Genomic DNA, 16,831 nt, shown 5'->3' on the forward strand with positions numbered 1-16,831 from the left:
AAATCACCCTGGATCGCGCAACTCGGCCGCTTGTTCGACCACCTTACCAACCACACAATCCAGACGGGACATGAACGCCGGGTCGTCCATACTCCCCCAAGCCGTCAGCGAATCACCCACAGAAATCCCGACTTCCAGCCTGCCGCAAGCAGCGCTGCTGACAAGTCCCGGCAAGCGCCCGGCAACCTTGCGCCCCAAATGCCCTCCACCAGCCAATACCACCACTACGTCCTCGCTGTTCCGGGGATCCACCCCAAGGCTGCGGACACCGACAGCCCTCAGCGCAGCGCCATGGCGCGCCTCGATCTGCTTGACGATCTCCGGGTTGCCCTTGGGGCGCATCCCGTCGTCCGGAGTGCGCACCTGGAAATACAACACAGCGCCGACAGCCAGCAGGATTAGCACACACAGCATCACCGCGAGTTTTCTTACATCCATGACTGTTACCGTAGTACACAATGAGGTCTATCGTCCCACGCCAACAGTTACAGCACCACACACTGCGGCAGGTGCATTCAAGATCCAGGCGGACTTGTCAGCAAATATTGCAAAAGCCGGCTTCAGTTGCATTCGCTTACTCATGTAATCGCTGCCCACACGCCCCGCCGTCGCCCCGGTGCTGCAATGAGAGCGTTCCGTTCCGGAGTCTAACAATATGACAACACGACTCATCCATTGCGTGGCACTCGCCTTCCTCGCGGGCACCGGGCTGCTCACAACCTATCCGGCCAGCGCTGATGGACCGCATGGCCATGGCAGAGGGCCAGGCGGCTTTCCCGGCCATCGTGGGCCGATAGGCAACCCCGGATACTGGCATCACGGCTACCACAATGGGAATTTGGGCTGGTGGTGGGTCGCCGGCGCAACTTGGCTATTCTACCCACAGCCGGTCTATCCATACCCTCCGGTGGTCGTCCAGCAAGCCCCCGAGCCAGCAGTGGCCCAACCGGCGCCGCAGCCCGCGGCGCAGAACTGGTATTACTGCGACAGCGCCAACGCGTACTATCCCTATGTACAAAGCTGCTCAGAAGGGTGGCGTAGCGTACCCGCCACCCCTCCGACCGGCCCTCAGAGCGCCTCTGGGACACAGAGCAATTGGTATTACTGCAACAGCGCCAAGACCTACTACCCCTATGTGCAGAGCTGCCCCGAAGGCTGGCGCGCCACACCGGCCTCGCCACCGCCCGGCAACGCGGCCTCTGGAGGCGCCCAATGAAACCCCATACGCCTGACTCCCGCTCATTCTGTTGAGCGCCTGCGCCAGCCTGCCGAGCGGCCCTCGCGTCGCTGCCATGCCTGCGCCGGGCAAGCCTTTCGGCCTGTTCGTCGTCGAGAACCGGCAGTGCCGCGCCTTTGCAGAGCAATCGATCGGCACTGCCCGCAGATCGGCCACCCAGAGCATGATCAACAGCGCCGCCGTGGGCACAGCCGTCGGCACAACAGTCGGTGCGCTTGGCGGTGGTCACAACGGTGCGGCGACCGGCGCAGCCTATAGCAGGGTTGCCGGTACTGCCAGCTGCGCCTCCCAGGCGGATTATTCCGGTGCTGAAACCCAGCTCCGCTACGACATCACTTACCAGCAATGCAGTACGCCAAGGGCAACCAGCTATCTGACTGCGGCTATCGGCAGACCCCATCCAGCCCCCAGTTGCTGCTATCCGCCGCCGCGCTGATCGCAGCGCACCACGGATGACTTCCCCTGCGCCGTCCGGCACAATCCGGCGCAGGAGAACCTTGCATGAAATTCGATGTACTCGTCGTAGGCGCCGGACTGGCCGGTGCCGCCTTTGCCGCCGCATTGCGCAGCAGCAGCCTGAAGATTGGGATTGTCGAAGCCCGCCCGCCCTATCGACCTACCGGCTGGGACCCCCGCATCTACGCGATCAGCCCCAGCAATGTGGACTTCCTGACCGCCATCGGCATCTGGCCGCATCTGGACACCAGCCGCATTGCACCGGTCTACGACATGGAGATCCACGGTGACGCCGGCGGGCAGCTGGAACTTTCCGCCTACGACTGCGGCCTGCGCGAGCTGGCCTGGATCATCGAATCCAGCCTGATGCAGCTGGAACTGTGGGAAACCGTCAAACGCCAGCACAACGTCACGCTACTGTGCCCTGCCGAACCCTCTGCGCTAGCCATGGATGAAGATGCTGGCCGGCTGACGCTGGCCGATGGACGGCGCCTGGAAGCGCGCCTCATCGTCGCCGCCGACGGACGGGACTCGTGGGTCCGCCAGGCGGCCGCGATCGGAGCACGTAATACCCCGTATGGCGAAAAGGGTGTGGTCGCCAACTTTCGCTGCGAGAAACCTCACCGAAACACGGCCTTCCAGTGGTTCCGCAAGGACGGCATCCTCGCTTACCTCCCTCTGCCTGAGCAGCAGATGTCGATGGTATGGTCTGCGCCGGACGCCCTCGCCGACGAATTGGTCGGCCTGCCGCCAGCCGAGTTGTGTGCCCGCGTCGCCGAAGCAGGTGGATACCGCCTCGGCGCCCTCGAACTGATCACCCCGGCCGCCGCCTTCGCCCTGCGACTGATGCGCGTCGAAACCGTCGTGCAGCCACGTCTGGCCCTCATCGGCGACGCCGCCCACGCGATCCATCCGCTCTCGGGGCACGGCATCAACCTCGGCTACCAGGACGCCCGCGTCCTCGCCGAACAACTGGCCACGCTGCCCGCTTGGCGGGATCCGGGCGAACTGTCGCTCCTGCGTGCCTATGCCCGCGCCCGCGCCGAGGAAACCGCCCTGCTGCAATACACCACGCACGGCCTCAACCGTCTATTCAAACCCGCCGACCCGCTTTTGTCCGGGCTACGCAACTTCGGACTGAACCTCACCAACCGCCTGCCGGTCGTACGCAATGCGCTGATGCGCTATGCCATCGCCGGCCGATTCTGAACGCGCCGCCCCTGAACCTGTAGTCTCTGGAGATCCTGGATGAAATTCCCCTTCGTACGCTCGCTGCTCGCCACCCTTTTTCTCGCAGCAGGTGTCGCCCATGCAGCCGACGAAGCCTCGGTCAAGAAGAACCTGGAGAGCTTCCTCAACGCCCCGGCCGTCGACAGCGTCAAGAAAACCCCCTACGGCAATCTGTACGAAGTGGTATTGAAGTCTGGAGAACTGCTTTACACCGACTCAGGCGTCAGTTTCATCATCGACGGCAGCCTGATCGACGCCAAGACACGCAAGAACATCACCCAGGCTCGCATGGCCCAGTTGATGAAGATCGATTTCAATACCCTGCCGCTGGATCACGCCATCAAACAGGTGCGTGGCAACGGCAAACGCGTCATTGCCACCTTTGAAGATCCCAACTGCGGCTATTGCAAGCGCCTCGCCAAGGACATGCAGGGTCTCAAGGACGCCACCGTCTACACCTTCCTCTACCCGATCCTCAGCCCCGACTCCACCGAGAAGTCGAAGAACATCTGGTGCGCCAAGGACCGTGCCGGAGCATGGAACGACTGGATGACCGCGGCCAAAGCACCGCCCGCCGCCGCCGCGAACTGCGACACCAGCGCCATCGAACGCAATGTGGCCCTCGGCCAGAAGCTGAAGGTCAGCGGCACTCCGACCATCTTCACCGCCGATGGCAACCGCCTGCCCGGCGCCGTCCCGCTCGCCCAGCTCGAACAGGCGATGACCCAGGCCGCCGGCGGCAAGTAAGAAGGCTGAGCCAGCCGGTCGGTTGTCAGGCCGCTGCGCGAGAGCGGCGCGGCCTGACGATGGGCTGGCAGCTGGCCGACGGCTGGCCGAACAGAAAGCCCTGCAACCAATCCACGCCGGCATCCCGGGCCACATCCAGCTGCAGTGGATGCTCGATGCACTGGCACGCCACCTGGGCCCCAAGGCGGCGGATCTCCACGGCCAGATCGCTCATCACCTTCCTGGCCAGGCTCAGATGGCCGGAATGTCCGATCAGGCTGCGGTCCAGCTTGACCACATCCGGCGCCAGCGCCTCCAGGCGCTCCAGATCCGAGGAGTGACGCCCGAAATTGTCGATGGCGATCCGGTAGCCCCGCTCCCGATAGCCGGAGATCGCGCGCAACAAATCCGGCAGCGCTTCGAAACCGTCGTCCGACACCTCCAGCACGATGCGCTCCGGCGTCAGGCCACAACGGGCCAGGATGGACTCGAAGACATGCCCGTGGTGCTCGCGGACCGTGCGCAGGTGCTGGGGATGCACGTTGAGGGACAGGAAACCACCATGCTGGTGGCGCTCCTGCAGAAAATTCAGCGCATGCAGCGTGCGCGCCAGCCGGTCGAGATGCACCAGCTCGGCATCGTCACGCGCATCGAGGAATACCGCCTGCGGCGACAGGCCGACGGCACGGCCCTCAAGCACTTCCAGGTGCGCCTCGTGGCCGAGCACTACATCGCCCTCCCGCGCCATCACCGGCTGAAACAGCGTACCCAGCTGCATCGAGCCGAAGCGCGCCCGCACCCGGCCATCGACGATCACAAAGCTCTGCTCCGGTGCGGATGAGCAAGCCAGCTGGTTGCGTTTGTTGAAGTAATGGACGAGTTCTGTGAGGGGCACGATGTTCTCCCGCGAATGAATCCTGCGGCGCCGGCACGCCGGCTCCAAACCGGAGCAAGATACCGGCGCCCCCCATGTCAGCCAACAATGAAATAACGCAAAACTTATTCCCTGCTGCAGCCGCCCGCCGCTTGGCTCAGCGAGGCACCTGGTCCCGCGGCCACAGCACCCACATCTCGCCCTTCTGGCGCATCCGCCCGGCCTGCACGCCCGCCTCGGCGCCAAAGCCCCAGAAGAAGTCCCCGCGTACGCCGCCCTTGATCGCACTACCGGTATCCTGCGCCAGCATCAGGCGACGCAAGGGTTGCGGGCTGTTGGGGTAGGTCGTGGACAAGAACACCGGCGCGCCCAGCGGCACGCTGCGCGGGTCCACTGCCATGCTGCGCCCTTCCGTCAGCGGCTGCCCGATGGCACCGACCGGCCCACCGGCAGAACTGGCCACCTCGCGGAAGAAGATGTAGCTCGGATTGGCATTCAGCAACTCCTGCAGACGCGCCGGATTGGCCCGCGCCCAATTCTTGATGCCATCCATCGATGCCTGTTCCATCTTGATTTCGCCGCGATCCACCAGCCAGCGCCCTATCGATTGGTAAGCGTAGCCGTTGGTGTCGGCATAGGCCAGTCGAACCACACCACCGTCCGGCAGCTGCACACGCCCCGACCCCTGCACCTGCAGGAAGAACAACTCGATGGGGTCTTCGGCATACAGGATCGTCTTGCCGGCAAACTTGTCGGGCTGGCGCGCCATGTCGCTGCGGGAGAAATACGGGACGACCTTGTTGCCGACCAGGCGGCCCCGCACCCGCTGCCCTTTCAGCTCGGGGAAGATATCGCCCAACTCGATGGTCAGCAGATCCTCCGGAACGCCCAGCACCGGCCATTGGTAGCTCTTCGAACGGGTCCGGCTGCCCTTGATCAGGGGCTCGTAATAGCCCGTCACCAGGCCCTCCTGAGTCCCATCGGGATTGACGACCCGCCATGGATTGAAGCGAGCCTCCATGAAGCTGCGCACCGCCGAGGCACTGGGGCGCGCTCCCAGGGACTTGGCAGCATCGCAAGGCGTCTGCCACACCGGCTGACGCGTCAGCGCACGGCAGGACGCCAGGAAAGCCGGCCAAGCCTCATCCAGGGCATCGCTCCCCCAACCGGGAAGATCGGACCAGGACGACGACAACAGCGGCCGGCTCAACGTTTGCGGCACGACGCCACCACTGCGCGCGGCAGGGGCCGCACCAGACGGTGTGGCTGCGGCCGGCGCGGCCGGGGTATGGGCGGGCGGCGCACAATGGGCACAACCGGCATCGCCGACCGGCTTCGGAGCGCTCGCACAAGCGGCCAGCAGGGATGAGACCAGAACGACGGACAGACGGGGAAAGGGGCGGAACATGGATGGGGTACACTCACGGCTTGCAGAACAACCGTTTCAGTATAACCACCGGTTCGCCGGCCGGGCGCACAGAAGGACACCCCATGTGGTTGATCGGTCTTGAACTCGGCGTCGCCGCCGTGCTGCTCGCCATCGTCGGACTGGCCCTGCGCAGCCCTAGGAACAAGGACTCGGATTCCCCTCCCCATGACTGACCTGAACCAGTTTCTCGCCCGCGCCGAGCGGGTGCTCGAACGCCTCGAAGCCATCCTCCCCGCCGCCCCCACGCCCCCCGACTGGAACGCCGCGATCGCCTTCCGCTGGCGCCGTCGGCGCAACACCGCCGGGCTGGTGCCGGTAGCCCATCCGCACCAGATCCGTCTCGACGATCTGCAGGACATCGACGACAAGAAGGAACGCATCGTCGCCAACACGCGCCAGTTCCTGGCCGGCAAGCGCGCCAACAACGTGCTCCTCACCGGCGCCCGCGGCACCGGCAAGTCCTCGCTGGTGAAGGCGGTGCTCAACGAATTCGCCGCCGACGGCCTGCGCGTGATCGAAGTGGACAAGGACGACCTGGTGGACCTGCCGGACATCGTCGAATTGCTGGAAGGCCGCCCCGAACGCTTCATCCTGTTCACCGACGATCTCTCCTTCGAAGATGGCGAACCGGCCTACAAGGCCCTCAAGAGCATCCTCGACGGCTCCCTCGCCGCGGTGCCGGATAACGTGCTCATTTACGCCACCTCCAACCGGCGCCACCTGATGCCGGAGTATTTCGCCGAGAACGCCGCCACCGTCCACAAAGACGGCGAGGTCCATCCCTCCGAGGCCGTGGAGGAAAAGATCTCCCTGTCCGAGCGTTTCGGCCTGTGGATCTCCTTCTACCCTTTCAGCCAGGACGAATACCTGGCGGTGGTGAAGCACTGGCTGGGCGAATTCGGCGTGCCCGCCGAAGCCATTCCGGCCGCCCGCAGCGATGCGCTGCAATGGGCGCTGCTGCGCGGCTCGCGCAGCGGGCGGGTAGCCTGGCAGTTCGCCCGTGACTACGCGGGGCGCTTCGAAGCATGAAAAAGATCGTCCATGTGGCAGCCGCGGTGATCACCCGGCCCGATGGCAGTTTCCTGGTCGGCCAGCGCGCTGCCGACACCTTCTACGCCGGCTACTGGGAATTCCCGGGCGGCAAGGTGGAACCCGGCGAGACCCCGCGCGACGCGCTGATCCGCGAACTGCACGAAGAACTCGACATGCAAGTGGACGAAGCCTGGCCGTGGCTGACCCGCGAACACGTTTATGAACACGCCCACGTCAGCCTGCATTTCTTCGAGGTGCCGGCCTGGCACGGCGAGATCCACGACCGCGTGCATGCCGCGCTCTCATGGCAACAGGCCGACGCGATGACCGTCGAGCCGATGCTGCCGGCCAACGGCCCGATCCTGAAGGCGCTGCGCCTGCCCCGCACGATGGGCATCACGCAGGCGACAGAAGTCGGCGTGGCCACCCAGCTGGCGCGTATCGACAAGGCCCTCGCCAACGGTCTGCGTCTGATCCAAATCCGTGAAGCCGGCCTGGCCGAAAGCGAGCGGGAACACTTTGCACGGGAGGTCGTCGCCCGCTGCCGTGCCGCCGACGCCATCGCGCTGCTCAATGGCGACATGGAACTGGCCCGCCGCAGCAACGCCCATGGCGTACACCTGCCCGGCCATCTGCTGACCAGCACGGCGACACGACCGGATTTCGAATGGGTCGGCGCAGCCTGCCACAGCCGTGCGGAGCTCGAACACGCAGCTGCGCTGGGCCTCGACTACGCGATGCTGGGCTCCGTGAAAACCACCTCAAGCCATCCAGGCCAGGCGGGACTGGGCTGGGAGGTCTTTGCGGAGCGGGTGCGCAACCTGCCGCTGCCAGTGTTCGCAGTGGGCGGCCTCGATGCGGATGACCTCAACACCGCCAAGGCGGCCGGCGCCCACGGCATCGCGGCAATACGGTCGATCTGGAAAGACTGATCAGCGGCCGAAGCGCGACAGGGGATCCGTCTCGTCGTCGAGAGGCGTTTCCCCTTCCACCCGGTACGCGTCGGACGCCCAGGCGCCCAGATCGATCTTGCGGCAGCGTTCCGAGCAGAACGGACGATGGGGACTCTGCGGCCCCCACATAACGGGCGCCCCACAGGTCGGGCATTTCACCTCGCGAGGTGCACGCGGCTTTTCCATCAGAGATTGCAGAAAGTCAGCTGAAATGCCACATCCACATCCACTTGCCCGGGGCGGGTGACGGTTTCGGCATTCATGAAACGGATGTTGAGAGCGTACTTGTTGGCGCTGGTTTCCGGCACGCAGTGAGCCCCGCCCTGCAGGCGGATGCGGATCATCTGCACGGTACGCCCCCCCATGGTCTGCTGGAAGGCCCCGTGCAGCGCGGTCAGGTCTTCCGGCTGGCCGCTGGCACGCAGCAGGCGCAGCACGATCGCCTGGCCATCGCGGATCGGCAGCAACGGCTGCAGCCAGGCACTCAGATCATGGCGGCGCAACTCCGGATCCCGGTTCAGCCAGTGATGATAGGACGGCAGGTCGAACTCGCAGGCCCCGCCCGGAATCGCGGCGCGGCTGCGGATGTTCATCAGCCATTCGTTCTCGCGCAGATACTGGCCGGTCTTGCCCGCCATCGCGAGCAGGGACGCCGACGCCTGTTCTATCTCGTAGAGGGCGCCAGACAGCGCATCTTCGGAAATCTGGGGATTGTTGCGGAAGGACAGCAGGATCTGACGCTGGCGCTCGAGCTCCTGCACGAGATCGACTTTCAGATCCGCCCGGCTGGCGACCTCAAGGATCTCGAATAGTGTCAGCAAGGCTACATGGTGTTCAAGCGCGCCGTCCGATGCCAGGAAATGCGCAGCCTTGTCGAAAAGGTCTTCCAGCCTCAGGAGCGTCCGGATCCTCTCGTTGAGCGGATATTCGTAAGTGATCACGCGCGCGCCTGAATATCGAATGGAAAGGTGTCGGTCTGACCGGCGCGAATCATATCACACGCCCTCCCGCTGCGCGGCGAGCGCCAGGTAACGGCAATGCAGACTGGCAACCTGCTCCCGTAGCTGTGGCAGGTCACCACTGTTGTCCACCACGTCATCCGCCGCCGCCAGGCGGTCGGCCCGCCGGGCCTGCACCGCCATGATCGCCCACACCTGGCAGGCCTCGAGGCCGCTGCGGCTGACGACGCGCTCGACTTGGACATCTTCCGGGCAATCCACAACGCACAGGCGCTGCACCCGCCCGCGATAAGTCCCGGACTCGATCAGCAGCGGCACCACCAGCACCACGTAGGGCGCATGCGCCTCCCTGCACTGGCGGTCGCTCTCTTCACGGATCATCGGATGGAGAATGCCTTCGAGCCGCTTGCGCACGTCGGGATCCTCGAAGGCCAACGCGCGCATGGCGGGACGATTCAGGGAACCATCCTCGGCGATCACCCCAGCCCCGAAAGCCTCGCGGATCGCCGCCATCGCGGCCCCACCCGACGCGGTCAGCGCATGGGCAATGCGGTCGGTATCGACGACGGTCGCCCCCAGCTCGGCAAAGAGATCAGCCGCAGCGCTCTTGCCGCTGCCGATACCACCGGTCAAACCTACGACAAAGGCGTGTTCGCTCATGGCGTGCACTCGAGACGATTGACGCCCCGCAGGCGTTCTGAGAGATCACTGACCACGGTAGCCAGCGTGTCGCTGGGCCCGCGCACCTCAAGACGAGAGGCACCGCCACCGCGCGCCAGCACCTGGACACCGCGCACACCCTTCTCTTTCAAGGCTTCCAGCTGGCGACTGGCCGCCGCCTCGTTCTTGTACAGGCCAAGAGAGATCGCAAACTGGCTCGGCCCGGCCTCCTGCATGACAAAAAGATCGGAGACACCGAGCTTGCGCAACTCGGCGGCCTTCTTGTCTGCAGCATCCTTGCTACCTTGCGACGGGACATGCACCCACCAGGACGAGGGCGCTTCACCACGGCCCTCGGTCAGCTTGAAGCCAGAGCCGGCCTTGGCGATACGCGCCGACAATTCCCGCGCCTGATCGGCGCTCAGGCCACTGAAGATCACACAAGCCTGCGGCGCCACGGTCTCCTGGGCAGGCGCTTCCTCGATCTTCCTTTCCACAGCCGGCGGCGGCACTACCGGCACGGGCGCCCGCCGAACCGGCGGGCGCGGCTCCTCGCCGACCAGACGGATTCCTTCCGGATTCAGCTGATTGCTCAGCCGCTCCGGCTCCCCATGATGGAGCTCTCCGCCCAGCCAGCCCTTCCAAAGGGACAGGGCGAGCAGATTGGCGAACAGCAGGACGATGACGAACACGCGCAATGAGGCCATGTCCGCAAGACTAACGTATCCGCCGCATGCGGAAAAGGCACCCGCCACAGGCGGAACAGCGTACGAAGCCTCAAGCTTCGGCCAGCATGCGGACGAGGCCTTCGAGAACCAGATTGTCCACCACACGCACCGGGCATTCGAGGTGCGGCGCCAGTGTCGCCGCCGCACCGCCGTTGAGGAGGCAGACGGCAGATGGTTCGTTGCCCACAAGGCGAAACATGCGCTCGATAGCTCCGAGCTGGGCCTGCAGGCAGCCACTGACGATGGCATCCGCCGTCCGCCGAGGCGCGGCGACGAAGCGGCCGTCCGAATAGGGAAGCTGGGCCGTATCGCGGGCCAGGGACAGGCGCATCAGGTCCAACCCTGGAAGGATCACCCCCCCTTGAAAGACACCGGCGGCATCGAGCACGTCCGCCGTCGTGGCGGTGCCCGACGTCACCACCAGCGCCCCGCCGGCATGCAGCGCGTGGGCGCCGACGAGTGCCGCCCAGCGGTCCGCACCAAGACGGGCCGGCTCCAGGTAGCGATTGACGACCCCATGGCCCTCAGCCTGCGGCCGGATCCACGTGGACTCCACCTGACCGGCGGCGAGCATCGCCCCCAGCCGCCCTCCAACAGTAGCACCCGCCACATTGGCGCCGAGCATGCGGTGGATCGGCCCAAGCCCGGCCAGCACATCGGCAAAACCATCCAGCGCGGTCAGCAGGACTGCTCCCTGCCCCTTCCAGCCGGCACCGTCATGGAGCCCCCACTTGAGGCGGGTATTGCCCACGTCAAGCAACAGATCCATCAGGCCATCCTCAGGGAAACATCGCCCGACAGCACCCGGCGCACGCCATCGGCGGCCTGCAGCAGCAAGGCACCGTCCTCATCGACCCCCAGACAGGTCCCGGCCAGCTCTTCGGCCTCCCCGAAAATGCGCACCGGCAGATCGGCAAAGGCATTACGCTGCTGCCAAGCACCGCGTAGCGCACCGAAACCGGCGGCGGCATAGATGTCGAGCAGGCAGTTCAAGTGAGCCAGCACCACACCGAGCAATCGACTCGGGCTCGGCGGCTGCCCCAGACAGGCCGCCAGATCGGTCACGCCGGTCGGATAGTCGACGCCGGCATCCGGCGGCAGGCGCCGATTGATGCCGATCCCGATCACCGCGGCCGGCGTTCTGCCACGCCCCGGCAACAACTCGATGAGGATGCCCGCCAGCTTGCGGCCATGGATCAGCACGTCGTTGGGCCATTTGAGCTGCACGCCCTCCACGCCGAGATCCTCCAGCGCCCTCGCCACGGCAAGGCCAGCCACCAGGGACAGGCCAGCCGGCACCGGCGCCCCCGGCTCAAAACGCCACAGAGCCGAGAAGGTCAGGCTGGCACCCGGCCAAGACTGCCAGACCCGGCCACGTCGGCCACGGCCAGCCGTCTGCACATCAGCAGCCAGCACGTGGACACGCCCATCGTCCGGCGGCGGATCGGCCAGCAGGCGGCTGTTGGTGGAGTCGCACTCCGGCAGGAGCACCACGGAAAACCCGGCGGCGTCACCGCCAAGGGCAGCAGCCACCTCTGCCCCGCTGAGGGCCTCGTAAGCGGAATGGTCCAAGAATCACTTCCCGGCTGTTGAAAACAAGCCGGTCATTATGAGCCAAGGCAGCAAAGGTGAGAAACGGGCAGCTGCAATCCGACCACTGCAGAGCCGCGCCAGATTGTTGCTTGATCTGGCAGGAGGAGGCGCGACCACCGGCCCGTCGGACAGGGAGCCCGATGGTGCCCCCCCACTCGCTCAGGCGTGGTCTGACTCTTCGAGCCCGAGCTCCTGGATCTTGCGGGTGATCGTGTTTCGGCCGATGCCCAGCAGCTGGGCCGCCTCGATCCGCCGCCCACCGGTAGCGGCCAGCGCGCGACGGATCAGGATCCGTTCGAAGTCCCGGCTCAGGCGGTCGAAGACCTCGCCCGGATTCTGCGCCAGCGCCCGGTCCGCCTCCGCCATCAGGGCGTCGCCCCAGTTGGCCGGCAGCTCGCGGGTCGGCTGGTCCTTCAACTCGGGCGGCAGGTCCACGACTTCGACGGTCTGACCGGGGGCCATCACCGTGAGCCAGTGGCACAGATTTTCCAGCTGACGCACGTTGCCGGGGAAGTCGAGGCTCTGCAGATACTTCAGCGTCGCGTCGGACAGGCGCTTGGCCTCGACACCCAGCTCCTGCGCCGACAGCGCGATAAAGTGCTTGGCCAGCGGCGGAATATCCTCGCGCCGCTCGCGCAGTGGCGGCAAGCGCAGCCGGATCACATTCAGGCGATGGAAGAGATCCTCGCGGAACAGGCCTTGGCGGACACGATCCTCCATGTTCTGGTGGGTCGCGGCAATGACCCGCACGTTAGCCTTGATCGGCTGATGCCCGCCGACCCGGTAGAAGTTGCCGTCGGACAGCACGCGCAGCAGCCGCGTCTGCAACTCAGCCGGCATGTCACCGATTTCATCGAGGAAAAGCGTACCGCCTTCCGCCTGCTCGAAACGCCCGCGACGCATGGTCTGCGCACCGGTGAAGGCACCCCGCTCGTGGCCGAACAGTTCGGATTCGAGCAGATCTCGCGGAATCGCCGCAGTATTGATCGCGATGAAGGGTGCGTCCCGGCGCGGACTGTGGCGGTGCAGCGCGCGCGCCACCAGTTCCTTGCCGGTGCCCGACTCACCGTTGATGAGCACGGTGGCGTGGGACTGGGACAAACGGCCGATTGCGCGGAAGACCTCCTGCATCGCCGGCGCCTGGCCGAGGATCTCGGGCACGGCGCTGAGCACCTCTTCGGTGCCGGCCTGGTGGGCACTTTCGTCGATCGCACGACGCACCAGTTCGACGGCCTGATCCACGTCGAAAGGTTTAGGCAAGTATTCGAACGCACCGCCCTGGAAGGCCGCAACGGCGCTGTCCAGATCGGAGTACGCGGTCATGATGATGACCGGCATGTGCGGGAAACGTGCCTTGACCTTGCTCAGCAGGGCCAGACCCGACTCACCGGGCATCCGGATATCGGACAATAACACGCGCGGAGGTTGGGTCGCCCCCTCCAGCGCCGACATGACTTCACCGGCAGTACCAAAGCTCTTGTACGGAATTTCCTCCCGAGCCAGGGCTTTTTCGAGCACCCAACGGATCGAGCGGTCATCATCAACTATCCAGACGGCTGCATTCATATCATTCACACGCACAAGAGTGAAACACGGCAGTACTCTGCCTCACAATTCACGCACCAATAAGGTGCATCAGCTATTCAAGCCTTAAGCATCCGCTTCCCGTGCAATAGGCAGAAAGACGGTGAAACAAGTGCGCCCCGGACGGGAATCCACATCGATCGCACCCTGATGCTGGTCGATGAAGCTCTGCGCCAACGATAGCCCCAGACCACTGCCGTTTTCGCGCCCCGAAACCAGCGGATAAAAGATCTTGTCGCGGATCTCTTCCGGCACGCCCGGCCCATTGTCGATGACCTGCAACTGCAATGCCAGCTTGAAGCGGCGCTTCGCCAGCGTGATCTGCCGGGCTGCCCGGGTGCGCAATACGATCTCCCCATCCCCCTGCATGGCCTGAGCCGCGTTGCGGGCGATGTTGAGAATGGCCTGGATAAGTTGCTCCCGGTCGCCGGTGATGCAGGGCAAGCTGGTGTCATAGTCGCGACGCACCTCGACGGACGGGAATTCCGCCAGGATCAGGCGCCGCACGCGCTCCAGCACGTCGTGGGGATTGAGCTGCGACGGCTGCATCATGCGGTGGGACGTGAGCAAGCGGTTCATCAGGTCCTGCAGGCGATCCGCCTCGGCGATGATGACCTGCGTGTATTCCCGCAGCTGGGGATCGTCCAGTTCTCGCTCCAGCAATTGGGCCGAACCGCGAATTCCGCCAAGGGGATTCTTGATCTCGTGAGCCAGATTGCGGATCAGTTCCCGGTTCGCCTGCTGTTGGTGCGCCAGCTGTTCTTCCCGTGCCACTTTCAGGTGCGCGTCCATCGGGCGGAATTCCAGAAGGAGGCGCGCCCCAGCTACTTCGACCGGCGTGACGGTACAGTCCAGATGCAGGGCCACCATGCCGGGACGGCTGACGGTCAGATTATGTCCCGTGTAGCTCCAGTTATCCCGCAAAACGTTGTTCAGGGCGCCATCGAGTCCGGCGGGCTCCCCGAGCAGGCGCCGCAAGGAGAAACCGATGATCTTGCGGCTGCTGACGGCAAACAGGTTCTCCGCCCCTGGATTGAGGTAACGGACCACGAATTCGTCGTCGATCAGGACTACTGCCGAAGACAGCAGCTCCAGACCGGCAAAGGCGGGGGGCGTTGTGTCGAGCTGATCGTTTTGCATACGAGGGCCCAATGCAAGAAGCAGACCAGGCGAGCATACTGCATCCAGACAACCTCACCCCAACTTGAATTTAGCGCAAATTGGAAATCTCGCGCTTCAGGGCCTCGATATTGCGCTCATGCAGCTGGATCTTGTCCTTCAACGGCTGCCGATCACCACCACGGCGTGCTGAATCCTGCTCGGCCAGTTGCCGGCTGGCAACATCCAGCGCACTTTGCTCCGCGCCGAGCTCTTCTTCAAGAATCCGGCGACGATCCGTATCACGCGCCTTTTGCGTACCCGCATCAACCCGCGGAAAACCGGCGGAACCACTGGAAGCGGAGCCAACCGAGGCGGACTGGGCTGCAGGCCGACCTCCCCCACTAGGCACCGACGACACCGCCTGATCCCGGGCCAGAACACTGCACCCTCTGGCGGAGGTCTTACTGTTGGTATAGGTCACATGACCCGCTTCATCGACACACTTGAAGATGTCGGCACGCACCAGCGGCGAACACAACAATGCGGCCAGCACCAAGGCTATTCGTAGACTCATCGTCGGACAGTGGAAACCGGAAGCGGCAGATAGTTTAGGGGCCGGGCGGGACAAACACAAACCCAGGCCCCGGAAACAAAAAAAGGACGGGAATGATCCCGTCCTTTTTCAACGCAGCAGCCAGCCAGCACGCTGACCGGCTCCGACCCAAAGATCAGATGGCGTAGTACATCTCGAACTCGACCGGGTGCACTTCGACGCGCAGACGGTTTACTTCTTCGCTCTTGAGGGCGATGAAGGAGTCGATGAAGTCATTGCTGAACACGCCACCACGGGTCAGGAACTCGCGGTCCTTGTCCAGGGCTTCCAGAGCCTGTTCGAGGCTGGAGCAGACGGTCGGGATGAGCGCGTCTTCTTCCGGCGGCAGATCGTACAGGTTCTTGTCGGCGGGGTCGCCCGGGTGGATCTTGTTCTGGATGCCGTCGAGACCAGCCATCATCAGCGCAGCGAAGCACAGGTAGGGGTTCGCGCCCGGATCCGGGAAACGGGTCTCGATGCGACGAGCCTTTTCGCTGTTGACGAACGGGATACGGATGGAAGCGGAACGGTTCTTGGCGGAATAGGCCAGCTTCACCGGAGCTTCGTAGTGGGGCACCAGACGCTTGTAGGAGTTGGTCAGCGGGTTGGTGATCGCGTTCAGAGCGCGGGCGTGCTTGATGATGCCGCCGATGTAGTACAGGGCGGTTTCGGACAGGCCAGCGTAGCCGTTGCCAGCGAACAGGTTCTTGCCGTCCTTCCAGATGGACTGGTGCACGTGCATGCCGGAACCGTTGTCGCCAACGATGGGCTTCGGCATGAAGGTCGCGGTCTTGCCGTACTGGTGAGCGACGTTCTGAACGATGTACTTGGTGATCTGGGTCTGGTCGGCACGACGCACCAGGGTGTTGAACTTGGTGCCGATTTCGTTCTGACCAGCAGTCGCCACTTCGTGGTGATGCACTTCAACCGGCACGCCGCAAGCTTCGAGAGCCAGACACATGGCGGCACGCATGTCGTTGAAGGAATCGACCGGGGGAACCGGGAAGTAGCCGCCCTTCACAGCGGGACGGTAGCCGGTGTTGCCGCCTTCGAACTTGATGTCGGAAGACCAGGCACCTTCTTCGGAGAAGATTTTGTGGTAGGCGCCGGACATGCCGACCTTCCACTCGACGGAGTCGAAGATGAAGAATTCGGGTTCCGGACCGAAGAAGGCGGTGTCGCCAATGCCGGAAGACTTCAGGTAAGCCTCGGCACGATTGGCGATGGAGCGCGGATCGCGGTCGTAGCCCTTGCCATCGGCCGGGTCGATCACGTCACAGGTCAGAACCAGAGTGGTTTCGTCGAAGAACGGATCGATGTAGGCGGTGTTGGGGTCCGGCATCAGCAGCATGTCGGAGGCCTGGATACCCTTCCAGCCCGCGATGGAGGAACCGTCAAAGGCATGACCGCTTTCGAACTTGTCTTCATCGAAAGCACTGATGGGCACGCCGACGTGCTGTTCCTTGCCCTTGGTGTCGGTGAAGCGGAAGTCGACGAACTTGACTTCGTTCTCCTGGACGATCTTCATGACGTCTTGCGGGGTCATATAACTCACTCCTAACGGGTTGAAGCTGCTGCGCAGTGGATAAAGGTCAATTATTACGACAATTCAGTCGACGGAACCAACAAGCAGCAAGCATGCCAGCACGCGATTGAAAACACTTCATTGTGCCATAA

18 protein-coding genes are annotated in these 16,831 nt (G+C 64.2%); 5 read left to right on the forward strand and 13 right to left on the reverse strand.

The annotated features are described in order from the left end of the window. Positions 1 to 3 precede the first annotated feature (3 nt). Positions 4 to 438 (reverse strand): hypothetical protein, encoded by a 435-nt coding sequence (locus tag AC1PQG_RS21195; protein WP_481119724.1) that lies wholly within the window; start codon positions 436 to 438, stop codon positions 4 to 6. An 854-nt stretch (positions 439 to 1,292) separates the two neighbouring features. Between AC1PQG_RS21195 and AC1PQG_RS21200 the strand changes: the two genes are divergently transcribed. From AC1PQG_RS21200 to AC1PQG_RS21210, 3 genes are all read left to right on the forward strand, one after another. Next, a complete protein-coding gene (locus tag AC1PQG_RS21200) occupies positions 1,293 to 1,673 on the forward strand; it encodes a hypothetical protein (protein WP_481119725.1) in 381 nt (126 codons plus the stop codon). A gap of 65 nt (positions 1,674 to 1,738) precedes the next feature. Then, positions 1,739 to 2,902 (forward strand): UbiH/UbiF family hydroxylase, encoded by a 1,164-nt coding sequence (locus AC1PQG_RS21205; protein ID WP_481119726.1) that lies wholly within the window; start codon positions 1,739 to 1,741, stop codon positions 2,900 to 2,902. 39 nt (positions 2,903 to 2,941) lie between these two features. Then, on the forward strand, positions 2,942 to 3,670 hold the full coding sequence (locus AC1PQG_RS21210) for a DsbC family protein (RefSeq protein WP_481119727.1): 729 nt from the start codon (positions 2,942 to 2,944) through the stop codon (positions 3,668 to 3,670). 25 nt (positions 3,671 to 3,695) lie between these two features. Here AC1PQG_RS21210 and AC1PQG_RS21215 read toward each other — a convergent pair whose 3' ends face one another. Continuing rightward, positions 3,696 to 4,544, reverse strand: coding sequence for an EAL domain-containing protein (locus AC1PQG_RS21215; RefSeq protein WP_481119728.1), 849 nt, complete (start codon positions 4,542 to 4,544; stop codon positions 3,696 to 3,698). 136 nt (positions 4,545 to 4,680) lie between these two features. Beyond that, entirely contained in the window at positions 4,681 to 5,931 is a 1,251-nt protein-coding gene (gene mltA / locus AC1PQG_RS21220; RefSeq protein WP_481119729.1) for a murein transglycosylase A, read from the reverse strand. Between the two features lie 186 nt (positions 5,932 to 6,117). Between mltA and AC1PQG_RS21225 the strand changes: the two genes are divergently transcribed. After that, complete coding sequence (locus tag AC1PQG_RS21225; protein ID WP_481119730.1) at positions 6,118 to 6,981, forward strand: ATP-binding protein; 864 nt, start codon at positions 6,118 to 6,120, stop codon at positions 6,979 to 6,981. After that, positions 6,978 to 7,916: a Nudix family hydrolase gene (locus tag AC1PQG_RS21230; RefSeq protein WP_481119731.1), complete on the forward strand. Its 939-nt coding sequence runs from the start codon at positions 6,978 to 6,980 to the stop codon at positions 7,914 to 7,916. Before AC1PQG_RS21225 ends, AC1PQG_RS21230 begins: the two co-directional genes overlap by 4 nt. Here the strand turns inward: AC1PQG_RS21230 and AC1PQG_RS21235 are convergent, their stop codons facing one another. The 10 genes from AC1PQG_RS21235 to glnA form a co-directional block, all read right to left on the reverse strand. Continuing rightward, positions 7,917 to 8,123: a DNA gyrase inhibitor YacG gene (locus AC1PQG_RS21235; RefSeq protein ID WP_481119732.1), complete on the reverse strand. Its 207-nt coding sequence runs from the start codon at positions 8,121 to 8,123 to the stop codon at positions 7,917 to 7,919. It abuts the gene before it with no gap. Next, positions 8,123 to 8,878, reverse strand: a complete 756-nt coding sequence (zapD, locus tag AC1PQG_RS21240; protein WP_481115882.1) for a cell division protein ZapD — start codon at positions 8,876 to 8,878, stop codon at positions 8,123 to 8,125. Before zapD ends, AC1PQG_RS21235 begins: the two co-directional genes overlap by 1 nt. 54 nt (positions 8,879 to 8,932) lie before the next feature. After that, the gene (coaE, locus tag AC1PQG_RS21245; RefSeq protein WP_481119733.1) at positions 8,933 to 9,556 is read right to left on the reverse strand and encodes a dephospho-CoA kinase; all 624 of its coding nucleotides are present in this window, start codon (positions 9,554 to 9,556) and stop codon (positions 8,933 to 8,935) included. After that, positions 9,553 to 10,263: an SPOR domain-containing protein gene (locus AC1PQG_RS21250; protein ID WP_481119734.1), complete on the reverse strand. Its 711-nt coding sequence runs from the start codon at positions 10,261 to 10,263 to the stop codon at positions 9,553 to 9,555. The genes coaE and AC1PQG_RS21250 overlap by 4 nt, the downstream gene beginning before the upstream one ends. A gap of 70 nt (positions 10,264 to 10,333) precedes the next feature. Continuing rightward, a complete protein-coding gene (locus AC1PQG_RS21255; protein WP_481119735.1) occupies positions 10,334 to 11,053 on the reverse strand; it encodes a type III pantothenate kinase in 720 nt (239 codons plus the stop codon). Then, complete coding sequence (locus AC1PQG_RS21260) at positions 11,053 to 11,856, reverse strand: biotin--[acetyl-CoA-carboxylase] ligase (protein WP_481119736.1); 804 nt, start codon at positions 11,854 to 11,856, stop codon at positions 11,053 to 11,055. Before AC1PQG_RS21260 ends, AC1PQG_RS21255 begins: the two co-directional genes overlap by 1 nt. Positions 11,857 to 12,036: 180 nt before the next feature. After that, complete coding sequence (gene ntrC / locus AC1PQG_RS21265) at positions 12,037 to 13,443, reverse strand: nitrogen regulation protein NR(I) (RefSeq protein WP_481119737.1); 1,407 nt, start codon at positions 13,441 to 13,443, stop codon at positions 12,037 to 12,039. Positions 13,444 to 13,527: 84 nt separating this feature from the next. Next, positions 13,528 to 14,601: a nitrogen regulation protein NR(II) gene (gene glnL / locus AC1PQG_RS21270; protein ID WP_481119738.1), complete on the reverse strand. Its 1,074-nt coding sequence runs from the start codon at positions 14,599 to 14,601 to the stop codon at positions 13,528 to 13,530. A gap of 70 nt (positions 14,602 to 14,671) precedes the next feature. Next, positions 14,672 to 15,115, reverse strand: coding sequence for a DUF4124 domain-containing protein (locus AC1PQG_RS21275; protein WP_481123040.1), 444 nt, complete (start codon positions 15,113 to 15,115; stop codon positions 14,672 to 14,674). 175 nt (positions 15,116 to 15,290) lie between these two features. Then, a complete protein-coding gene (glnA, locus tag AC1PQG_RS21280) occupies positions 15,291 to 16,700 on the reverse strand; it encodes a type I glutamate--ammonia ligase (RefSeq protein WP_481119739.1) in 1,410 nt (469 codons plus the stop codon). Between the last annotated feature and the right edge of the window lie 131 nt (positions 16,701 to 16,831).

This window comes from Zoogloea sp. GDB6 (genome assembly GCF_056724105.1).

Bases quoted from the DNA above. Each gene is read 5' to 3' on its own strand.
- AC1PQG_RS21225 (WP_481119730.1), top strand. From the start codon at position 6,118: ATGACTGACCTGAACCAGTTTCTCGCCCGCGCCGAGCGGGTGCTCGAA.
- AC1PQG_RS21255 (WP_481119735.1), bottom strand. From the start codon at position 11,053: ATGGATCTGTTGCTTGACGTGGGCAATACCCGCCTCAAGTGGGGGCTC.
- AC1PQG_RS21195 (WP_481119724.1), bottom strand. From the start codon at position 438: ATGGATGTAAGAAAACTCGCGGTGATGCTGTGTGTGCTAATCCTGCTG.
- coaE (WP_481119733.1), bottom strand. From the start codon at position 9,556: ATGAGCGAACACGCCTTTGTCGTAGGTTTGACCGGTGGTATCGGCAGC.
- mltA (WP_481119729.1), bottom strand. From the start codon at position 5,931: ATGTTCCGCCCCTTTCCCCGTCTGTCCGTCGTTCTGGTCTCATCCCTG.
- ntrC (WP_481119737.1), bottom strand. From the start codon at position 13,443: ATGAATGCAGCCGTCTGGATAGTTGATGATGACCGCTCGATCCGTTGG.
- AC1PQG_RS21210 (WP_481119727.1), top strand. From the start codon at position 2,942: ATGAAATTCCCCTTCGTACGCTCGCTGCTCGCCACCCTTTTTCTCGCA.
- AC1PQG_RS21230 (WP_481119731.1), top strand. From the start codon at position 6,978: ATGAAAAAGATCGTCCATGTGGCAGCCGCGGTGATCACCCGGCCCGAT.
- AC1PQG_RS21205 (WP_481119726.1), top strand. From the start codon at position 1,739: ATGAAATTCGATGTACTCGTCGTAGGCGCCGGACTGGCCGGTGCCGCC.
- AC1PQG_RS21200 (WP_481119725.1), top strand. From the start codon at position 1,293: ATGCCTGCGCCGGGCAAGCCTTTCGGCCTGTTCGTCGTCGAGAACCGG.
- AC1PQG_RS21250 (WP_481119734.1), bottom strand. From the start codon at position 10,263: ATGGCCTCATTGCGCGTGTTCGTCATCGTCCTGCTGTTCGCCAATCTG.
- glnA (WP_481119739.1), bottom strand. From the start codon at position 16,700: ATGACCCCGCAAGACGTCATGAAGATCGTCCAGGAGAACGAAGTCAAG.
- AC1PQG_RS21235 (WP_481119732.1), bottom strand. From the start codon at position 8,123: ATGGAAAAGCCGCGTGCACCTCGCGAGGTGAAATGCCCGACCTGTGGG.
- glnL (WP_481119738.1), bottom strand. From the start codon at position 14,601: ATGCAAAACGATCAGCTCGACACAACGCCCCCCGCCTTTGCCGGTCTG.